At 37.5% G+C, this 17,826-nt stretch carries 13 protein-coding genes and 2 rRNA genes (1 of these 15 only partly in view); 7 read left to right on the top strand and 8 right to left on the bottom strand.

Annotation, left to right across the window (positions count from 1 at the left end):
• Window positions 1-7: 7 nt before the first annotated feature.
• Window positions 8-376: a hypothetical protein gene (locus tag UFO1_RS25895; protein WP_236639280.1), complete on the top strand. Its 369-nt coding sequence runs from the start codon at window positions 8-10 to the stop codon at window positions 374-376.
• Entirely contained in the window at window positions 373-1,065 is a 693-nt protein-coding gene (gene corA, locus UFO1_RS25890; RefSeq protein ID WP_371256736.1) for a magnesium/cobalt transporter CorA, read from the top strand. The genes UFO1_RS25895 and corA overlap by 4 nt, the downstream gene beginning before the upstream one ends.
• A 172-nt stretch (window positions 1,066-1,237) precedes the next feature.
• On the opposite strand, the gene UFO1_RS22210 is transcribed toward corA, so the two are convergent.
• Window positions 1,238-2,137, bottom strand: a complete 900-nt coding sequence (locus UFO1_RS22210) for a LysR family transcriptional regulator (protein WP_038674297.1) — start codon at window positions 2,135-2,137, stop codon at window positions 1,238-1,240.
• A gap of 225 nt (window positions 2,138-2,362) precedes the next feature.
• On the opposite strand from UFO1_RS22210, the gene UFO1_RS22205 reads away from it, so the two are divergent.
• On the top strand, window positions 2,363-2,794 hold the full coding sequence (locus UFO1_RS22205; protein ID WP_038674296.1) for a peptidylprolyl isomerase: 432 nt from the start codon (window positions 2,363-2,365) through the stop codon (window positions 2,792-2,794).
• A 107-nt stretch (window positions 2,795-2,901) separates the two neighbouring features.
• Window positions 2,902-3,666, top strand: a complete 765-nt coding sequence (locus UFO1_RS22200) for a TSUP family transporter (RefSeq protein WP_038674295.1) — start codon at window positions 2,902-2,904, stop codon at window positions 3,664-3,666.
• Here the strand turns inward: UFO1_RS22200 and UFO1_RS22195 are convergent.
• Together UFO1_RS22195 and UFO1_RS22190 are read right to left on the bottom strand one after the other, a co-directional pair.
• Window positions 3,660-5,219, bottom strand: a complete 1,560-nt coding sequence (locus UFO1_RS22195; RefSeq protein WP_038674293.1) for an ATP-binding protein — start codon at window positions 5,217-5,219, stop codon at window positions 3,660-3,662. The genes UFO1_RS22200 and UFO1_RS22195 overlap by 7 nt on opposite strands.
• A gap of 151 nt (window positions 5,220-5,370) precedes the next feature.
• Window positions 5,371-6,015 carry a manganese efflux pump gene (locus UFO1_RS22190; RefSeq protein ID WP_038674292.1) on the bottom strand — a complete coding sequence of 215 codons (645 nt, stop codon included), beginning with the start codon at window positions 6,013-6,015 and terminating at the stop codon, window positions 5,371-5,373.
• A gap of 468 nt (window positions 6,016-6,483) precedes the next feature.
• On the opposite strand from UFO1_RS22190, the gene gyrA reads away from it, so the two are divergent.
• A complete protein-coding gene (gene gyrA / locus UFO1_RS22185) occupies window positions 6,484-8,919 on the top strand; it encodes a DNA gyrase subunit A (RefSeq protein ID WP_038674290.1) in 2,436 nt (811 codons plus the stop codon).
• Between the two features lie 170 nt (window positions 8,920-9,089).
• Here gyrA and UFO1_RS22180 read toward each other — a convergent pair whose 3' ends face one another.
• The 5 genes from UFO1_RS22180 to phnD all read right to left on the bottom strand — a co-directional run bounded on the left by UFO1_RS22180 (window position 9,090) and on the right by phnD (window position 14,899).
• Window positions 9,090-10,433, bottom strand: coding sequence for an MFS transporter (locus UFO1_RS22180; protein WP_038674288.1), 1,344 nt, complete (start codon window positions 10,431-10,433; stop codon window positions 9,090-9,092).
• Between the two features lie 65 nt (window positions 10,434-10,498).
• The gene (locus UFO1_RS22175) at window positions 10,499-11,629 is read right to left on the bottom strand and encodes a glycerophosphodiester phosphodiesterase (RefSeq protein WP_038674286.1); all 1,131 of its coding nucleotides are present in this window, start codon (window positions 11,627-11,629) and stop codon (window positions 10,499-10,501) included.
• Window positions 11,630-11,876: 247 nt separating this feature from the next.
• Window positions 11,877-12,542 carry a response regulator transcription factor gene (locus tag UFO1_RS22170; protein WP_038674285.1) on the bottom strand — a complete coding sequence of 222 codons (666 nt, stop codon included), beginning with the start codon at window positions 12,540-12,542 and terminating at the stop codon, window positions 11,877-11,879.
• Window positions 12,543-12,548: 6 nt separating this feature from the next.
• Window positions 12,549-13,976, bottom strand: coding sequence for an ATP-binding protein (locus UFO1_RS22165; RefSeq protein ID WP_038674284.1), 1,428 nt, complete (start codon window positions 13,974-13,976; stop codon window positions 12,549-12,551).
• A complete protein-coding gene (gene phnD / locus UFO1_RS22160) occupies window positions 13,973-14,899 on the bottom strand; it encodes a phosphate/phosphite/phosphonate ABC transporter substrate-binding protein (protein ID WP_038674282.1) in 927 nt (308 codons plus the stop codon). The genes UFO1_RS22165 and phnD overlap by 4 nt, the downstream gene beginning before the upstream one ends.
• Before the next feature lie 468 nt (window positions 14,900-15,367).
• Between phnD and UFO1_RS22155 the strand changes: the two genes are divergently transcribed.
• Both UFO1_RS22155 and UFO1_RS22150 read left to right on the top strand, forming a co-directional pair.
• Window positions 15,368-16,926, top strand: a 16S ribosomal RNA gene (locus UFO1_RS22155).
• A 307-nt stretch (window positions 16,927-17,233) separates the two neighbouring features.
• Window positions 17,234-17,826, top strand: a 23S ribosomal RNA gene (locus UFO1_RS22150) (it continues 2,339 nt past the right edge of the window).
• Together the 16S and 23S rRNA genes form the textbook arrangement of a ribosomal RNA operon.

Raw genomic sequence — 17,826 nt, 5'->3', positions numbered from 1 at the left:
TGATATTTTGAATAAGAATAAGCAAATTATTAAAAAAGTAGGTCTGCCTCCAGGTACATTATTACATATTGGATCAGTAAGAAGTGAACAAATAAAAATTAAAATGTTATGCTATAATTGTAACGATTGGTCGGAAACTGAAATTGATAGTATAGATGATATAATAAACTATCAAGATACAGAAAATATTTGCTGGATTCATAGTAGTGGTGTTCATATTGTTAAGATAATAGAAAAAATTGGAACTATATTTAAGATTCATCCTTTAGTTTTAGAAGATATCGTAAATACCAATCAACATCCAAAATTGGAAGAGAATGAAGATTATGTATATGTTATATTGAAAATGATTCATTGTGATAGAATAAAAAAATAGAGTTTGAACAAGTTAGTATTATAGTTGGTAAGAATTATATTTTATCCTTTCAAGAAAATGATAATGATATATTTAAACAAATTAGAGATAGAATAAAGAGCACTCCAGGTAAGATTAGAGCGAAAGGTGCCGATTATCTGGCTTATGCCTTATTAGATTGTATTGTTGATTATTATTATGTAGCACTTGAATACCTAGGAGAAAGGATTGAAGTATTAGAAGATCAAGTCATGTTAGATCCTAAACCTGAGGTTTTAAAGGAAATACATGGGTTAAAAAATGAAATGTTATTTGTTAGAAAGGCTGTTTGGCCACTAAGAGAAATTATCAATGCCTTGGCTCGAGGAGATTCAACTCTATTCCAAAAGGATACTCTTATTTACCTTAGGGATATTTATGATCACATGATTCAAGTAATTGATAGTATAGAAATGTATCGTGATATGGTTACTGGAATGCTTGACATTTATATTTCCAGTATCAGTTATCGGACCAACGAAGTTATGAAAGTTCTAACTATTATAGCTACTATTTTTATTCCTCTTACTTTTATTGTAGGTTTATATGGCATGAATTTTAAATATATGCCCGAATTAGAATGGGAATGGGGTTATCCAGCTATTTTATGTATTATGGCTTTGATTAGTTTAGGTATGATACATTACTTTCGTAAAAAGAAATGGCTATAAGAAAAGACTTGGCTTGTACCAAGTCCTCGGACGCAGGCAGAAGCCTTAGTCGTTCTTACTTGGAATCAAGAAAGTGCTATACTTTCTGATTCCGTAAAAAAAGTCATACCTATAATAAGGTATGACTTTTTATTTTATGAATATAAAATAAATAATAATGGGAAGTAAGATTTTAGGATAACTGCAATTTAACCCCAAAGCGTTCACTAGTAAATTTAAGCCATTCTTTAGCAGCAAAAGAAAGGTAACGATCTTTTTTCCAAATCATACCTAAATGCCAAGGAATCATAGGTTCAGCTAACGATACTGTTTTAATTCGTGTAGGATCAAGATATTCGCAAATTGTTTTAGGTAATAAAGCAATTCCAAGTTTTGTGGCAACCATCTCAGAGATAAAATCCCATTGAGAACTTTGGCAAATGACTTTGGGATCAAAGCCACTTTGTATACAGCGATTGATAATACGTTCATGAAGGACAAAATCTTCTCTTAGTAAAATAAAAGATTCATCTTTTAACTGGATGAGCTCAACATTTGATTGCTCTGCTAATTCGTGTTCTGGATGTACAATTAACATAAGAGGCTCTTTTACAAAAGGAAACATTTCAAAGGTATTTTCATTTACTGGTAGTAATACCATACCGATATCTAAGCTGCCATCTTCAATACCATCTTTTACTTTCCTTGAACCTACCTCGATTAGGTTGATATCAATATGAGGATAAATTTTAGTGAAATCAGCGATAATTTTGGAAAAAAAGCTAGCACCTACCATAGGGGGTAAGCCAATAACGAGGGTACCTTTTTTCAAATTAATAACATCAGCAAGTTCTGAAGTAAGATTTTGAAAAGCGGTTACAATTTGTTCAGATTGATGAAGGACTGCTTTACCTGCATCGGTTAGCTCAATTTGCTTAGCGGAACGATAAAATAAAGTTGTTCCTAATTCATCTTCTAAAATTTTAATCATTTTGCTAATTGATGGCTGTGTTATATGTAGTGAGCGGGCTGCCTTAGTAAAACTACGATTTTTAGCTACTTCAATAAAATAAGTTAAATGGCGAACATCCATAAAATATATCTCCTTTTATACTATTTAATTTATTAATAATGTAAAATTCTGCTGATATAAGTATTATAGTCTATATTTAGAAGGTATGGTAGCTAGTGGAAGCAGTAAATAGCTATATTGTCTATTATAGTAAGAATACTAAGTCAATTTTCGTTTAAAATATTATAAATGTAGCATAATACTATGGTATAATATACATAAAATTATTAAAGTGAGGGAATTTTTTTGAAAAAAGCAATCATTGAAATGGATAAAGGTAACATTGTAATTGAATTATTTGAAAAAGATGCGCCTAAGACAGTGGCAAATTTCGAAAAATTAATTACAGAAGGATTTTATAACGGAATCTCTTTTCACCGTGTAATAAAAGGATTTGTAGCACAAGGTGGATGTCCAAATGGAACTGGTACTGGTGGTCCAGGTTATACTATTCCTTGTGAAACAAAGGATAATCCTCATATTCATCAACGTGGATCTTTATCGATGGCACATCGTGGACCCAACACAGGTGGCAGCCAATTTTTCATTGTCTTTGAACCTCAACCCCATTTGAATGGTGTACATACAGTGTTTGGTAAAGTTATTGAGGGTATGGATGTTGTTGATCAAATTCAGCAAGGTGATATTATGAATAAGGTTACAGTTGTTGAAGAATAATACGCAACACTTATAGTAAGTAATCGTATAGGGGGTGGGAACATCAATAAGATGAAATCTCACTCTTTATTTAATTTATATTGGAACTAATGATTAGGAGGTAACTTGTGGAACAGATAAGTGTAGATATGATTTTATTTTTAATGGGCGCAGGTTTTATTGCATCTTTTATTGATTCTGTAGTAGGTGGTGGCGGCTTAATTTCTTTGCCAGCATTGTTACTAACTGGTTTACCGCCAACTATGGCATTAGGTACAAATAAGATGGCTAGTGTTATGGGGAGTTGTACCAGTACCATTTCTTTTATGCGGTCAGGAAAAATTGATCTAGGAATTATAAAATATTTATTTCCACTTTCATTTCTAGGATCTATCTTAGGGGTAATTGCAGTACAACAAATACCTTCCGCATTTCTAAAACCATTAGTAGTGGTTATGTTAGTTATTGTTACGATTTATACCTTTACAAAAAAAGAATGGGGAGATATATCAACCTATAATGGCATGACAAAAAGGACGGCCTATTTAAGTGGCATAGTAGCTTTGTCCATTGGTTTCTATGATGGTTTTTTTGGTCCTGGTGCAGGGTCCTTTTTTATCTTTGCTTTTTTAATGATTGGTTTTGATTTTGTAATGGCAGCTGGTAATTCTAAAGCTTTAAATTTTGCCAGTAATATTGCTGCTGTGATTACTTTTATTTATTTTGGCTCGATAAATTATTATTATGCGATACCTATGGGGATTGCCATGATTTTTGGAGCAATTGCAGGTTCTACATTGGCTATAAAAAAAGGGGCATCTTATGTGCGCCCACTGTTTTTATTTATGTCAGTTGTTTTGATAAGTAAACAATTATGGGATGTTCTTCACTGAAGAATATTGCTTTCCTTCTTCGTTATTTGAAATACAATATAGAAAGTAGTGCCGTTTGGTCCTGTAATAGGCTGTATCGTAGCATTGTGCCGATTTGCAATACTATAACATACAGCCAGCCCTAAGCCGGTGCCAGTATCCTTGGTAGTAAAAAAAGGGGTACCAAGTTTTTTAATCACATCGGTAGGTATTCCATTGCCTTCATCCTGTATTGCTAACACAACTGTATCATCATAGGTGAAGGTTTTTATGTAGATATTACCTCCTGGTTCCATAGCTTCAAAACCATTGTGTACAATATTAAGAATAAGTTGACGAATTTCTTTTTCATCGAGGAGTAAATTAGGTATTTGTTTTAAATCACTGTAGATGTATTTATTGTCAACGATACCATTTGCTTGCATTAAAGGCATTAAGGTTATAACGATGTCGTTGAGATTTAATTCTTTTAAATCAACGGACTTGTCTTTTGCTAAGGATAAAAATTCAGTAATAATTGTATTGGCTCTGTCGAGCTCTTCAATCATTATACTGAAAAATTCACTATGCTTTTTATATTCTGCTTTTAGGGATATCATTTGCAAAAAACCACGTACTGTTGTCATAGGATTACGTACTTCATGACCAATACTGGCCGCCATTTCTCCTACTAAATTTAGTCTATCTAGGCGAGCCATTTCAGCAGTCATGTTTTTATGAGCTGTAATATCCCGAGAGTTAGATAAAGCATATTCTACAGTGCCATCTGCTCTAAATTCTGGCATGATACGAGCATGAAAATGGTGGTTTCCATGTATACCTGGAAATTCATATTCAAAGACATTTGGCTCTTTGGTATGAAAAACTTCCTGGTTTTTTTTCTTCCACATTTCGATAAAATCTTTATCGAAATGTGGAATTTCATCTAAGGTTTTATCAAGATATTCTTCAACAGAGACACCAGTTAAATCCTTGATAGCAGGGTTGATAAAGGAAATGCGCATATCTTTATCAATGCGTGAAATAATATCAGGTGTATTTTCAATGAGGGCCTGGAACTCTTGGTGTTGTTGGTATATTTTAGCTTCCATTAATTTGAGATCCGTAATATTCATTAAGGTATATAAGGCAGATTGAATGGTATGTTCTTGGTCATATTCTGGCACCGCTTTACAATGATAGAAGCAATGTTTACCTTGATAATTGATAAAATCAGACTCAAAGACAACTTCTTTACCTGTTGCAAAAATATAAGAGAAGGTAGCTTCCCATAAGGTACAAAAATTATTAGGCAGGCCAACATCTCTAAAGGTTTTACCAATAAAATCTTGAGCTGGTATGTTGGTGTCAGAGGTAATGATTGGATTGATATAGATATGCTGGCTCAATAGGTTAACGCGGGCTACAATGACAGGTAAGTGTTCTATAAGCGTTTTATATTCTTTTTGACTTTGGCGAATAATTTGCTGGTATTGTAGATGCTGGACTTGAGAATTTTCGAAACGGTGAAGTTCTTTACGTAGCTCTTGCATTTCGGTAAGAATGTTTTCCTTAGTATTTATTTCACTACTCATCTATTTCAAATCCTCTCCATCTAACTAAGTAAGTATGCACGAATCAACATATAAAAGAATTCAAGATTTAAAATAAAATTACCTTTCAAGATAATGTCGAAATTTAGGATAATTCTAAATATATTTTCTAATATAGAAGTATTTTGTTGTATTACAGCAATCGGATGAGGCCTAGAAGAATTAAAATAAAACCTGACAAATAAGGGATGCGTTTTTTAAGCTGGTCTGAAATTAGATGATTTGAGACATAAATTCCTAAAGTAATTACTACAATTTGAATAAAGCCCATAGAAAGAGGGGTATATAAGGGTAGAGGGCTTACTAATACTGCGGCAAAAATGGCTAGCATATTATCAACACCGAGGGCTAATCCCAGAAGTATTGCCTCTAGCGGGCTAATGGTTTGGGAATGATCAACGTCAGCAGATTCTGGCTTATTTATGATCGTAATCAATAATTGGCTGGCCGAGTAAGGTTTAGACTCTGAAGTTACTATTGCCTCTAATGGGTGATCCTTATCCTTATTAATTGCCCTAAGATATTCTTGAATCATACTATACAACCCCATGGCAGTAAGCAAAAACGCACCTACTATTATTGCAAGTTTTGTATTGATATATGCTCCTAAGAGATAAGCAGTCCCCATGGCAAACCCTGTGCAAAGAGTAGTTGCTATTCCTATAATAAAGAGTGAAATATTTGGTATAATGATTTTTTTTAGCCCATAAGCAATACCAGCAACGAATCCATCAATACTTACGGCAAAGCCTAATAGTAATACATAACATAAGGTCATTATCTAGCCTCCTATGGTAGGGTTATAGAGTAGTCTGAAATAATATATGGCAGAGGCTAATTTTTGGTGACGATATATGGTTGTTTTGCTTGCCTAAGGATTTAAGAGGATTTTAGATGGAATCCGCACATATAACACTTTCTAATTTTAATAAAGATAACATGGGCTTGGCGCAAGCCAAGTTTTCTTTATCCGATGACTAAACCGCTCTAAGACTCCCATTTTCTATAAGTGGGAGTTAAGAGCGGCTAAGTCCCTGGATAAGTGCGACTAAGATTCAGATGGAGTTAAAACTCCATCTGAATCAAGTCTTCTTTATATATAGGAAAATTTATGTTATAATAAGTAATTGGAATTAAATGATATATGTATTGTAGTCATATGCTTTTATTGTATTATGGCTCTATATTATGAATGAAAGATTATTTTAGGGATTATCACAATTAAAATTGTGTTTGAGGTGAGAGTGTGGATTTTGGTTTAGGTAAAGTATTAGCCCGTAGTATAGAACAAGAAATGAAGAGTTCTTATATTGATTATGCCATGAGTGTTATTACCATGCGAGCGTTGCCTGATGTTCGTGATGGTCTAAAACCCGTGCATCGTCGCATTTTATACGCCATGCATGAAGCTGGAATGGCCGCCAATAAGCCTTATAAAAAATCGGCACGTATTGTCGGTGAAGTACTAGGTAAATATCATCCTCATGGTGATACTTCTGTGTATGATGCCATTGTACGTTTGGCTCAAGATTTCTCTACCCGCTATTTAATGGTAGATGGCCATGGTAACTTTGGTTCCGTGGATGGTGACTCGGCTGCTGCTATGCGTTATACAGAGGTTAGGATGTCTCGCATTGCGGAAGCAATGGTATCGGATATTGAAAAAGATACTGTAGATTTCACACCTAACTATGATGAATCCTTACAAGAACCAACGGTATTACCTGCTAAGGTTCCCAACCTTTTAGTAAACGGTTCTTCTGGTATTGCAGTAGGTATGGCTACCAACATTCCTCCTCATAATTTACGGGAAGTAATTGATGCCTTAATTATGATGATTGACAATGCTGAGGTAACTATTCCTGAACTGATGTCAGCAATAAAAGGACCTGATTTTCCAACAGGTGGTCTTATTTTAGGAAAAGAAGGGATTTATTCGGCGTATTCTACGGGCCGTGGTGTTGTGAAAATGCGAGCTCAGGCTCGTGTTGACAAAATGGCCAATGGGAAACCACGTATTATTGTTACCGAAATTCCTTACCAAGTGAACAAGGCTAGATTAATTGAAAAAATAGCAGAATTAGTTCGAGACAAAGTGATTGATGGTATTACAGATCTTCGCGATGAAAGTGATCGGAATGGCATGCGCATTGTGATTGAACTAAGGAGAGATTCCAATGCAGATGTTATTTTAAATCAATTATATAAACATACCCAATTGCAGGATACTTTTGGTATTATTATGCTGGCTTTAGTGGAAGGGCGCCCTAGGGTGCTTAACTTAAAGGAAGTATTGCATTACTACATAGAGCATCAAAAGGTAGTAATTGTACGCAGGACTGCTTATGAGTTAGCAAAAGCGAAAGCAAGAGCTCATATTTTAGAGGGTCTTAAAATTGCACTTGATCATATTGATGCAGTAATTACTGCAATTCGCCAATCTAAAACAGTGGATGTTGCTCGTGCAGCGTTGATCGATGGATTTAATCTTAGTGATAAACAAGCGCAAGCAATTCTAGACTTACGTTTACAGCGCTTAACGGGCTTAGAACGAGAAAAAATTGAAAATGAATACAAAGACGTCTTAGAGACGATTGAATGGTTGGAATCCGTTTTGGCAGATGATCAAAAAGTCCTAAATATTATAAAAGAAGAGTTACAAGATGTTAGAAAACGTTTCGGTGATGATCGTCGTACTATCATTACAGATGATCTATCAAATATGGCAGTGGAAGATTTAATTGCAGAAGAGGATATTGTGCTGACTTTGACCCGCTCTAGTTATGTGAAACGCCTGCCCGTCGATACCTATCGGAATCAGAAACGAGGTGGCCGTGGCGTAGCTGGTATGGGAACAAAAGAAGAAGATTTTGTGGAACATTTATTTGTAACAACTACGCATCACAATATTTTATTCTTTACAAATCGAGGACGAGTTTATCGCATGAAAGGCTATGAAATACCAGAGGCTAGCCGTACTTCAAAAGGTACATCTATCGTGAACTTGTTACCTCTAGAAGGAAAAGAAAGAATTACTGCAGTAATTCCGATTCGAGCATTTACAAATACTCGTTATCTATTCATGGCTACGGCAAAGGGTATTGTTAAGAAAACGGAGTTAATGGAATTTGATACAGCTAGGAAAACTGGCTTGATTGCTATTTCCTTAGATGAAGATGATGATTTAATTGGTGTTAAATTAACAAATGGTGAACAACATGTTCTTATGGGAACTAGTGATGGTTTAGCGATTTACTTCCCAGAAACGGATGTTCGTCATATGGGACGTACAGCGCGTGGTGTAAGAGGCATTCGTCTGCATGATGGTGATAGCGTTGTTGATATGGACACCTTAAAACAAGATGGGGAAGTATTAACTGTAACTGCTGAAGGTTATGGGAAGCGTACTCCAGTTGATAATTATCGGAACCAAAAACGTGGTGGCAAGGGCGTCATTAATACGAAAGTAACGGAAAAGACAGGTAAGGTAGTTGGCATCAAGGTAGTACGTCCTGGACAGGAATTGATGTTAATTAGTAGTGAAGGTATTGTAATACGAATTGATATCGATACCATATCTGTTATTAGTCGAAACACACAAGGTGTAAAATTAATGAAGACTGGTGAGAATGATAAAGTTGTTGCCCTAGCTTCTGTAGAAAAAAAGTCAGATATTGACTAATTTATTTGGATAAGGAAAGGACAGGCTGGTATATATACTGGTCTGTCCTTTTTTTGTGTTACCTCATTATTTAGAAGAAAATTTCCATAATGCATACAATAAAAAGGTTGCCTTAATTCTAAGGCAACCTTTTTACGTAACATATACTTTTAAAACGAAATTAGTCTTTCTTAATCTTTTACTTTAGCATTCCAAACGCAAGCAGCCAATATCATTGAAATGACTGCAGAGCCTACCCAAAAATCAGCAGCCAAGGCGAAATCATAAAGTTTTTTCCCATTAACGACAGTCATATGTGAATTAATCAAATAACCACTTATAACTTCTTGGGCAGCAGCTCCGCCATAACTAAGTAAACCGATCATACCCATTGCCGCGCCTGTAGCACGTTTAGGGCAAATATCAACAGCCATTAAACCTCCAAGGTAGCAAACAAGTGCTCCCATTGTAAAACCATACACGACCATACTGCCCATATCGATCCAATAACTAGCAGGCGCCCAAACAAATGCAGCGGTGGCAGCAGCGTATAATAAACCATATATCAATGCAGGCATATTACGTTTGTGGTTAAAAAACTTATCTGATACAAGACCGCAAGTAAGAGCACCAAAAATTCCTGCAAACTGCATAACAGACAAAACACCACTCGCACCCATTGTTGTATAACCTTTAGCTTCTGTTAAGTAGATAATTCCCCAGCTTTCTACGGCATAGCGGGTAATATAACAGAAAAGGCTAGACATACCGAGTATCCAGACTGCAGGACGTTTTACGACTTCCCACTGCAGACTACCAACAGATTTATCTTTTTCAACGATAGCGGCATGGTCATTTTTAAAGTCAGCAACATTTGGTAAACCGCGAGTTTCAGGCCGATCGGACATAAAGAAATAAATTAGGATGGAACCGATGGTACAAACAACACCTGCCATAATGAAACCCATCTTCCAGCTGTAAGCTCCTACGACAGCTGCAGTTGCCATGTAAGTGAAGGCTGCACCTAGATTATGACTGGTGAACCAAATACCATAGAAAGTACCCCGTTCTCTATTACTAAACCATTGGTTTAAAGCAACAATACAAGGACCTGCACCAAAAGATTGGAACCAACCATTTATGCCCCATAATACGACTAGGGGTAAAAATTCATTAGTAAAACCCATTAATACGGTAATAATAGATGATAGAAAAAGACCGAGAGCAAAGAAACGCTTAATATTTAATCTGTCAGCTAAAAAGCTATTGGTAAATTTACCTAGTCCGTAGGTGATAAAAAATACAGAGCCCATTACACCAAGTTGCTGAGCATCTAGCACTCCTGTTGCCATCAAAGGTTTTTTGATAACGGAGAAACTAAGGCGTATAACATAAAATAATGCGTAACCTAAGGTAATTGACGTAAAAACTTGCCAGCGAATTTTATTAAAGGCTGATGCGATTTGACTTTGATCACCCTTCATTAAAGGCTGATCCTTTCCTGTCATGAAAAACTTAATGACTTCTTCGAACATATTGCACCTCTTATTTATTTATTACCTAAGTATTAGGCTCTTACATGGATATTTATTAGAGATAATTAATAGGCAGAATCTCCACCATTTGATAATGTTTTGGTTGATGCATCAACCATTTTAGTACCTGTGTAATATAACATTCCTGGAGTAGGAGCAGGTACCTTGAGGCCTTTTTTAATTAAGAAATTGCGAAGTACTTCAGGTTTGTCTGAAATCATACCATCAACACCCATGGTTAACAATTTTTCCATGGCGGCTTCATTATTAACTGTCCAAGGTACTACTTTCATACCAAGTTTATGTGCTTCAGCTACCAGTTCAGGGGTAAGCTCTTCCCAATAAGGGGAAACAACATCTGCGTTTATGGCTTTTGCTGCTTTGACATAGTCACCGTTATAAGTATCAATATCTAGGCCGCCCATCCAAGGTGAAGCACCAGGTTTACCAACTTGCCTGTATAATCCATCAGGTCCCCAAGACTCTTGTTCGCAGGTCAACGCGACTAGAGTAATATCTTTATCGAGTTTACGTACTTCTTGAAGTGTCTTCCAGTCGAAGGATTGCACGGTTACACGATCTTCCATATGATATTTTTTAACTACGTCTATTACTTTTTTAGCAAAATATTGGGGCGAAGGATTTAATGGATCAACTGGGTCTACATAAGATTTCGTTTCAATATTGAATTTTACATCTTTATTGCCATAAGCAATTGCTAATTCAAAAACTTCATCTAATGTTGGAACATGAGTTCCAGGTACTGATAGCTGAGTACGCCCATGACCTTCATAATAGTCACCAGCTTCCGGATTCATAGTACCCATGTCATAAGATTTTATTTCTGCTAATGACATACTGCGCATGTCAGGTTGTTGACCTTGCTTTACATAATTACCATGAATATCTTTGGCAAGGTGAGTTTCCAATTTTGGATTGTGGCTGATTACCAGATAACCATCTTTTGTTATTTGGAGGTCCATTTCCAATGTACTTACCCCTAGGTTCATAGCATAGGCAAATGCGGCAAGAGTATTTTCTGGACGAGCATCTCGACCACCACGGTGAGCTTGTAGATCAAAGCCACTTACAGTTGCCTTTGCAGATACGTCAGGCATGTTCAGACCAGATACTAGAACGGCTGCTGCCGCTCCTGCGATTAAAAACCGTTTCCAACATTTTTTTTTCTTTTCCATACTACACTCTCCTTCTCTTTTGTAGGGAAAAATCTTATCTAAATTATCACATTATAATGACAATTTTTGTATCAGTAAAACATCTGATTATGTAGTAAGAAAAATACAGAAAATTCATGTAAGATTAATTCTTACACCTAAATTATCTTTCAATAGATATGAGGAATTACATGCTTTTGTATACAACTAAAGTTAAATTGTTACCTGATAAATAGGAGAGAATATAAAAAGTGAGTAGGGTTTTTCCCTACTCACTTTTTACTGGCAGTAAATCATATTTGAGTGCATATTCAACTAATTGACTTTTTTTAGTTACCCCTAGTTTTTCCATCATACGTGTTTTATAGGTATCAACAGTTTTTACGCTGAGACATAGTATTTTACCCGTTTGACTCATCGAGTATCCTCTAACTATATATTTTAACACTTCACGCTCGCGAGAGCTTAGAAGAGTATAGGGATTATCAATATTTTCTTTTGGGGTGTCTGTTAAGAGACTATTCAATAATTGTTGTGAATTGCGAGGGTTTAAGTAACGCTGACCCATATAAACTGTTTTAACAGCATCAAATAATTCAGTATCAACTGCGTGTTTTTCTACATAACCTAGAGCGCCAGAGCGCATTACTTCCTTAACATACTGTTCATCTTCATACATGGTAAGCACCAAAATTCGAATAGGGTAACCTCGGCTTTTAATCTCCTTTATACATTCAAGGCCACCCATATTAGGCATTGATAAATCAATAATAAGAACATCGGCAGTTATCTTTTCAAGTAAACCGAGGACTTTTTCACCATCAGATGCCTCGCCAATTACCACAAATTCAGCTTCATTATTAAGGAGTAATTTTAAACCAGCCCTTAGTACCGAATGATCATCAGCCAGGATAATTTTAATTTTTGATTTCATGTGCACTCACTCCAAACATGTTATAGGGATTATTACTGTAATGGTTGTTCCTTGCCCGCTAATGGAATGAAAGGTAAAGGTACCACCTAATAACTCAACACGTTCTTTCATTCCGTAGATACCTAGACGGTTTTTCTGACGAGCTGCCTCTAAAGCTCCCGAACGAATACCTAAACCATTATCGTAAATAATTAAGGTTATATTACCTATGTCTTGACTAAGTGTAATATTTACCTCTGTAGCACAGGCATGCTTAGAAATATTAGTTAGACTTTCCTGCAAAATACGATATAAGGTTAGGGAAATTTGATTATTAACTATTAATTTTTCATCCGGAGAAGAGAAAGCTACAGAAAGATGTTGCTGATTACTAAAATTATTAATATATTTAGCCATAGCTGCGACGATTCCTAAGTCATCTAATACTGGGGGCCTAAGTTCAACTGCCATCTTCCGTAAGCCGCCTAAGACATTAATTGCTACATCTCTGGCATTAAGTAGCAAATCTTTTTGTTTGTCATCTGTCAATTTTGATAGCAAAACCTTCATATACGCTAGCAATGATGCTAGGGATTGACTGGTTTCATCATGAAGTTCACGAGAAATACGTTTTCTTTCTTCCTCCTGAATTGTAAAAAGCTTATTTAGTAATACAGTTCTTAGGTCTTCTTTCGCCCTTAGTTCCTTCAGTAAACGATTATTTTCGAAATCTTTCTCCTGCAGACTTGTAATCATTTCATTAAATACTCCGGCTAAGCGACCTACCTCATCTTCTGTCTTTATTTCAGTTTGAACATAAAAATTACCTTGTTGGATTTGCTGGGCTGCTTTTGTAAGGCTGCGCATGGGATGAATAATAAGATAGGCTAAATAGGTAGATCCGACGGCAGCCAATAAACACACTAGTAAAGTAGTAAGGAAAAATTCATGCAGCTTAGTATTTAGTAGCTCTTGGGTGCTTTTCTCGGACATACCTACCCGGACGAAACCGATTGCACCATTTTCTATTGGAACGATTATCTCCCGGATTGGTCCTTCGTTACTATTAAATTTGATAGTTTGATATCCATCTTCTTCCTTCGCTTTATACACCAATTCTACTGGTAAACCTTTTGGTAAATTACCAGCGAAGGTATGAGCTAAGATACGACCGGCAGAATCTGTAATAATAATATACCTAACGTCCTCTGTATTATTTTTAGTTTTATTAATTCGGTCGAACAAAGCATAGTTATCATCTAATAAAATATCATTACTACTAAGGGCTGCAATATACGTAGCCATTTCGGCTCCACGCTTTTCAATTTGCCGATCGAGCAGTTTTGTAGTCGTATCAAAAACTATGATGCCAATAATAATACTTAACAACAATAACATACTAATAATAATGCCATTAATTTTGTAATAAATACTTGCTTGTCTTAACCATTTCATAAGAGGGTACTCGTCCTATCATAAAGTTTGCGCAGTGGCTCATAGAGGGCTGGTGTAGGAAGAATAAATCGATCAATAACTAAATGTTGTAAAGCTGGTGCTACCTCAGAATCTTCATGCATAGTAAGAAAAATATGACGTAATTGTTCTTTTTGCTCAGCTTTGAGTTTCTTACTAATCACAACAGGACCTGTAGGTGCAGGTTCCATAGAAGCAATAATACGTACTTTTGCTGCAATCTCAGGAGTCTTTTCTTTCGCATACTCATAAATTTGACTGTCAAAGCTAGCAGCATCTGTAACTTGTGTGGCTACGGCCCACAGTGATTTGTCATGACTATAGGTGTAAAAATAACGTTTGAAGAATTTTTCGGGGATTGTATTTTTTTGCAGTAAGTATTCCTCAATAACCATATGACCAGAATAACTAAGGGGATCAGTAAAGGCAAAAACCTTACCCTTAAGATCATTCATATTATAAATAGAACTGTCCTTATGTACAATTATTTCTGGAGTATATAAGGAATTTCCGGCATGCTCTGCCATAACAAATAACTCAATTTCATTCATTCCTCGGTAAGAGCTATATGCACCTGTAGATAAGAACGCAATATCAACGTCACCATTAGCCAATAGCATATTGACCTCCGCATAAGTTTTGCGTTGTATAAGTATAGCCTGACGCCCCGTTTGTTTAGAAACATAGTCAGCTATTTTACGATAATCACCAATTGTTTCATGAGGAGATACAACCGAAGCTAAAGCAATAAGGATCGGACGCTGATCTGAATTAGCATGATTCTGTAGAGCGATATTCTCAGATGGTTGGCTAAAGTCGATATAGGGAGTAGAACTACTTTTACAGCCACTTATAAAGAACAGTAAAATACATATTAGACTTGACGTTAGAAAATTTAGCTTCATATATATCACCTTTTATCTTATTTGGGATTATTTATAAAAGTATGAATAATTTTGTGTATAATATTTTTTTTATTGTCAATATTATAACATAGATATTTTTCCAGTAGTAGAAAAGTAAGGTTATTATTCTATAGAGAATAGTCATGAGTCTATAATCAATAGATAACAATAGCTAAATAAGATGGTTGACGGAGCTACTAGTTTATGATATACTACTTTAAGTAGCTCACGAGAGCAACTGATTGAAAGTAATTAAAACTAAATGTTGACACGATGCTAGAAACGTGTTAACATAAAGATCCGCCTTAAACAGCGGCAATGTGTTCCTTGAAAACTAAACAATGTAAGTAAGGTTAAAATAAGCCAGATGTGCGGTACTCGTTTGAGTACAAAACAAAGTTAATCCACTTCGGTGAGATTGACAAAAAGCTAGTTTTTTAAAGAGCCATCAAGGTTCTCTAATATAATTTATTGGAGAGTTTGATCCTGGCTCAGGACGAACGCTGGCGGCGTGCCTAACACATGCAAGTCGAACGGAGATTTCAGCAATGGAATCTTAGTGGCGAACGGGTGAGTAACGCGTAGACAACCTACCTTCTAGATGGGGACAACACTGCGAAAGTGGTGCTAATACCGAATGTTGTATTTTAGATGCATATTTAAGATACTAAAGGTGGCCTCTATTTATAAGCTACCACTAGAAGATGGGTCTGCGTCTGATTAGCTAGTTGGTGAGGTAATGGCTCACCAAGGCGACGATCAGTAGCCGGTCTGAGAGGATGAACGGCCACACTGGGACTGAGACACGGCCCAGACTCCTACGGGAGGCAGCAGTGGGGAATCTTCCGCAATGGACGAAAGTCTGACGGAGCAACGCCGCGTGAGTGAAGAAGGTTTTCGGATCGTAAAACTCTGTTTTCAGGGACGAATGTGCGATATGTGAATAATGTGTTGTAATGACGGTACCTGACAAGAAAGCCACGGCTAACTACGTGCCAGCAGCCGCGGTAATACGTAGGTGGCAAGCGTTGTCCGGAATTATTGGGCGTAAAGCGCGCGCAGGTGGGATAATAAGTCTGATGTTAAAGTTCGGGGCTCAACCCCGTGAAGCATTTGGATACTGTTATTCTTGAGTGCAGGAGAGGAAAGTGGAATTCCTAGTGTAGCGGTGAAATGCGTAGATATTAGGAGGAACACCAGTGGCGAAGGCGACTTTCTGGACTGTGTCTGACACTGAGGCGCGAAAGCCAGGGTAGTGAACGGGATTAGATACCCCGGTAATCCTGGCCGTAAACGATGGGTACTAGGTGTTGGGGGTATCGACCCCTCCAGTGCCGGAGTTAACGCAATAAGTACCCCGCCTGGGGAGTACGGCCGCAAGGTTGAAACTCAAAGGAATTGACGGGGGCCCGCACAAGCGGTGGAGTATGTGGTTTAATTCGACGCAACGCGAAGAACCTTACCAAGGCTTGACATCGTCTGATGACTCTAGAGATAGAGAGTTCTCCTTCGGGAGACAGATAGACAGGTGGTGCATGGCTGTCGTCAGCTCGTGTCGTGAGATGTTGGGTTAAGTCCCGCAACGAGCGCAACCCTTATCCTATGTTGCCAGCACGTAATGGTGGGAACTCATGGGAGACTGCCGTGGATAACACGGAGGAAGGTGGGGATGACGTCAAGTCATCATGCCCCTTATGTCTTGGGCTACACACGTACTACAATGGGCTTTAATAGAGGGTAGCGAAGCCGCGAGGTGAAGCCAAACCCAAAAACAAGCTCTCAGTTCGGATTGCAGGCTGCAACTCGCCTGCATGAAGTCGGAATCGCTAGTAATCGCAGATCAGCATGCTGCGGTGAATACGTTCCCGGGCCTTGTACACACCGCCCGTCACACCACGAAAGTTGAGAGCACCCGAAGCCGGTGAGGTAACCAGCAATGGAACCAGCCGTCGAAGGTGAGATCAGTGATTGGGGTGAAGTCGTAACAAGGTAGCCGTATCGGAAGGTGCGGCTGGATCACCTCCTTTCTATGGAGATTTGAATCATTGAAATACATGGTTCTAATCCAAGGTCGACACATCTGGTTGTTCATCTACTTACATTGCTTAGTTTTGAGGGAATACGTCCTTGTTGCTACAAGAAATTGTAGTGATAAGAAATGTAGTACCTTATATGTTCTTTGAAAACTGCACAGAAGAAAGCAAAGTAATAATTCTAATAGCAATATTAGGGTGATTACCGAGCATGTTAGGATTTTTTAAAAAACGTATGATCCTTTGGGATTGTACACCACTAATGATTGTTCATTTATGAGCAGTCGATTAGCAAGACATAAGTCAAGCTAATAAGGGCATACGGTGGATGCCTTGGCGCCAAGAGCCGATGAAGGACGGGGTAAGCTCCGATAAGCTAGGGGGAATCGCAAGCAGGTTTTGATCCCTAGATTTCCGAATGGGGAAACCCAACAGTGGTAATGCACTGTTACCCATACCTGAGAGTATGAGGAGGGCACCTGGGGAACTGAAACATCTAAGTACCCAGAGGAAAAGTAATCAAGTGAGATTCCCTAAGTAGCGGCGAGCGAACGGGGAAGAGCCCAAACCGAGTCAGTTTACTGATTCGGGGTTGAGGACCGGCATAATTCGAGTCAGGCTTAGTCGAACTACCTGGAAAGGTAGACCATAGGGGGTAACAGTCCCGTAGACGAAAAGCAGAGCAAGATGGCCGAGTTCCAGAGTACCACGAGACACGTGAAACCTTGTGGGAAGCAGGGGGGACCACCCTCCAAGGCAAAATACTCCTTGGCGACCGATAGCGTATAGTACCGTGAGGGAAAGGTGAAAAGCACCCCGGGAGGGGAGTGAAAAAGAACCTGAAACCGTATGTCTACAAGCAGTTGAAGACCCTTATGTGGTCAACAGCGTGCC

The sequence above is a fragment of the Pelosinus sp. UFO1 genome (assembly GCF_000725345.1).
GTDB lineage: Bacteria > Bacillota > Negativicutes > DSM-13327 > DSM-13327 > Pelosinus.
This window is presented reverse-complemented; position numbering and strand designations above follow the sequence as displayed.

What these genes read in the sequence shown, in the direction of transcription:
- UFO1_RS22210 (WP_038674297.1), bottom strand. Translation starts at nt 2,137, where the DNA reads ATGGATGTTCGCCATTTAACTTATTTTATTGAAGTAGCTAAAAATCGT.
- UFO1_RS22195 (WP_038674293.1), bottom strand. Translation starts at nt 5,219, where the DNA reads ATGAGTAGTGAAATAAATACTAAGGAAAACATTCTTACCGAAATGCAA.
- UFO1_RS22190 (WP_038674292.1), bottom strand. Translation starts at nt 6,015, where the DNA reads ATGACCTTATGTTATGTATTACTATTAGGCTTTGCCGTAAGTATTGAT.
- UFO1_RS22180 (WP_038674288.1), bottom strand. Translation starts at nt 10,433, where the DNA reads ATGTTCGAAGAAGTCATTAAGTTTTTCATGACAGGAAAGGATCAGCCT.
- UFO1_RS22175 (WP_038674286.1), bottom strand. Translation starts at nt 11,629, where the DNA reads ATGGAAAAGAAAAAAAAATGTTGGAAACGGTTTTTAATCGCAGGAGCG.
- UFO1_RS22170 (WP_038674285.1), bottom strand. Translation starts at nt 12,542, where the DNA reads ATGAAATCAAAAATTAAAATTATCCTGGCTGATGATCATTCGGTACTA.
- UFO1_RS22165 (WP_038674284.1), bottom strand. Translation starts at nt 13,976, where the DNA reads ATGAAATGGTTAAGACAAGCAAGTATTTATTACAAAATTAATGGCATT.
- phnD (WP_038674282.1), bottom strand. Translation starts at nt 14,899, where the DNA reads ATGAAGCTAAATTTTCTAACGTCAAGTCTAATATGTATTTTACTGTTC.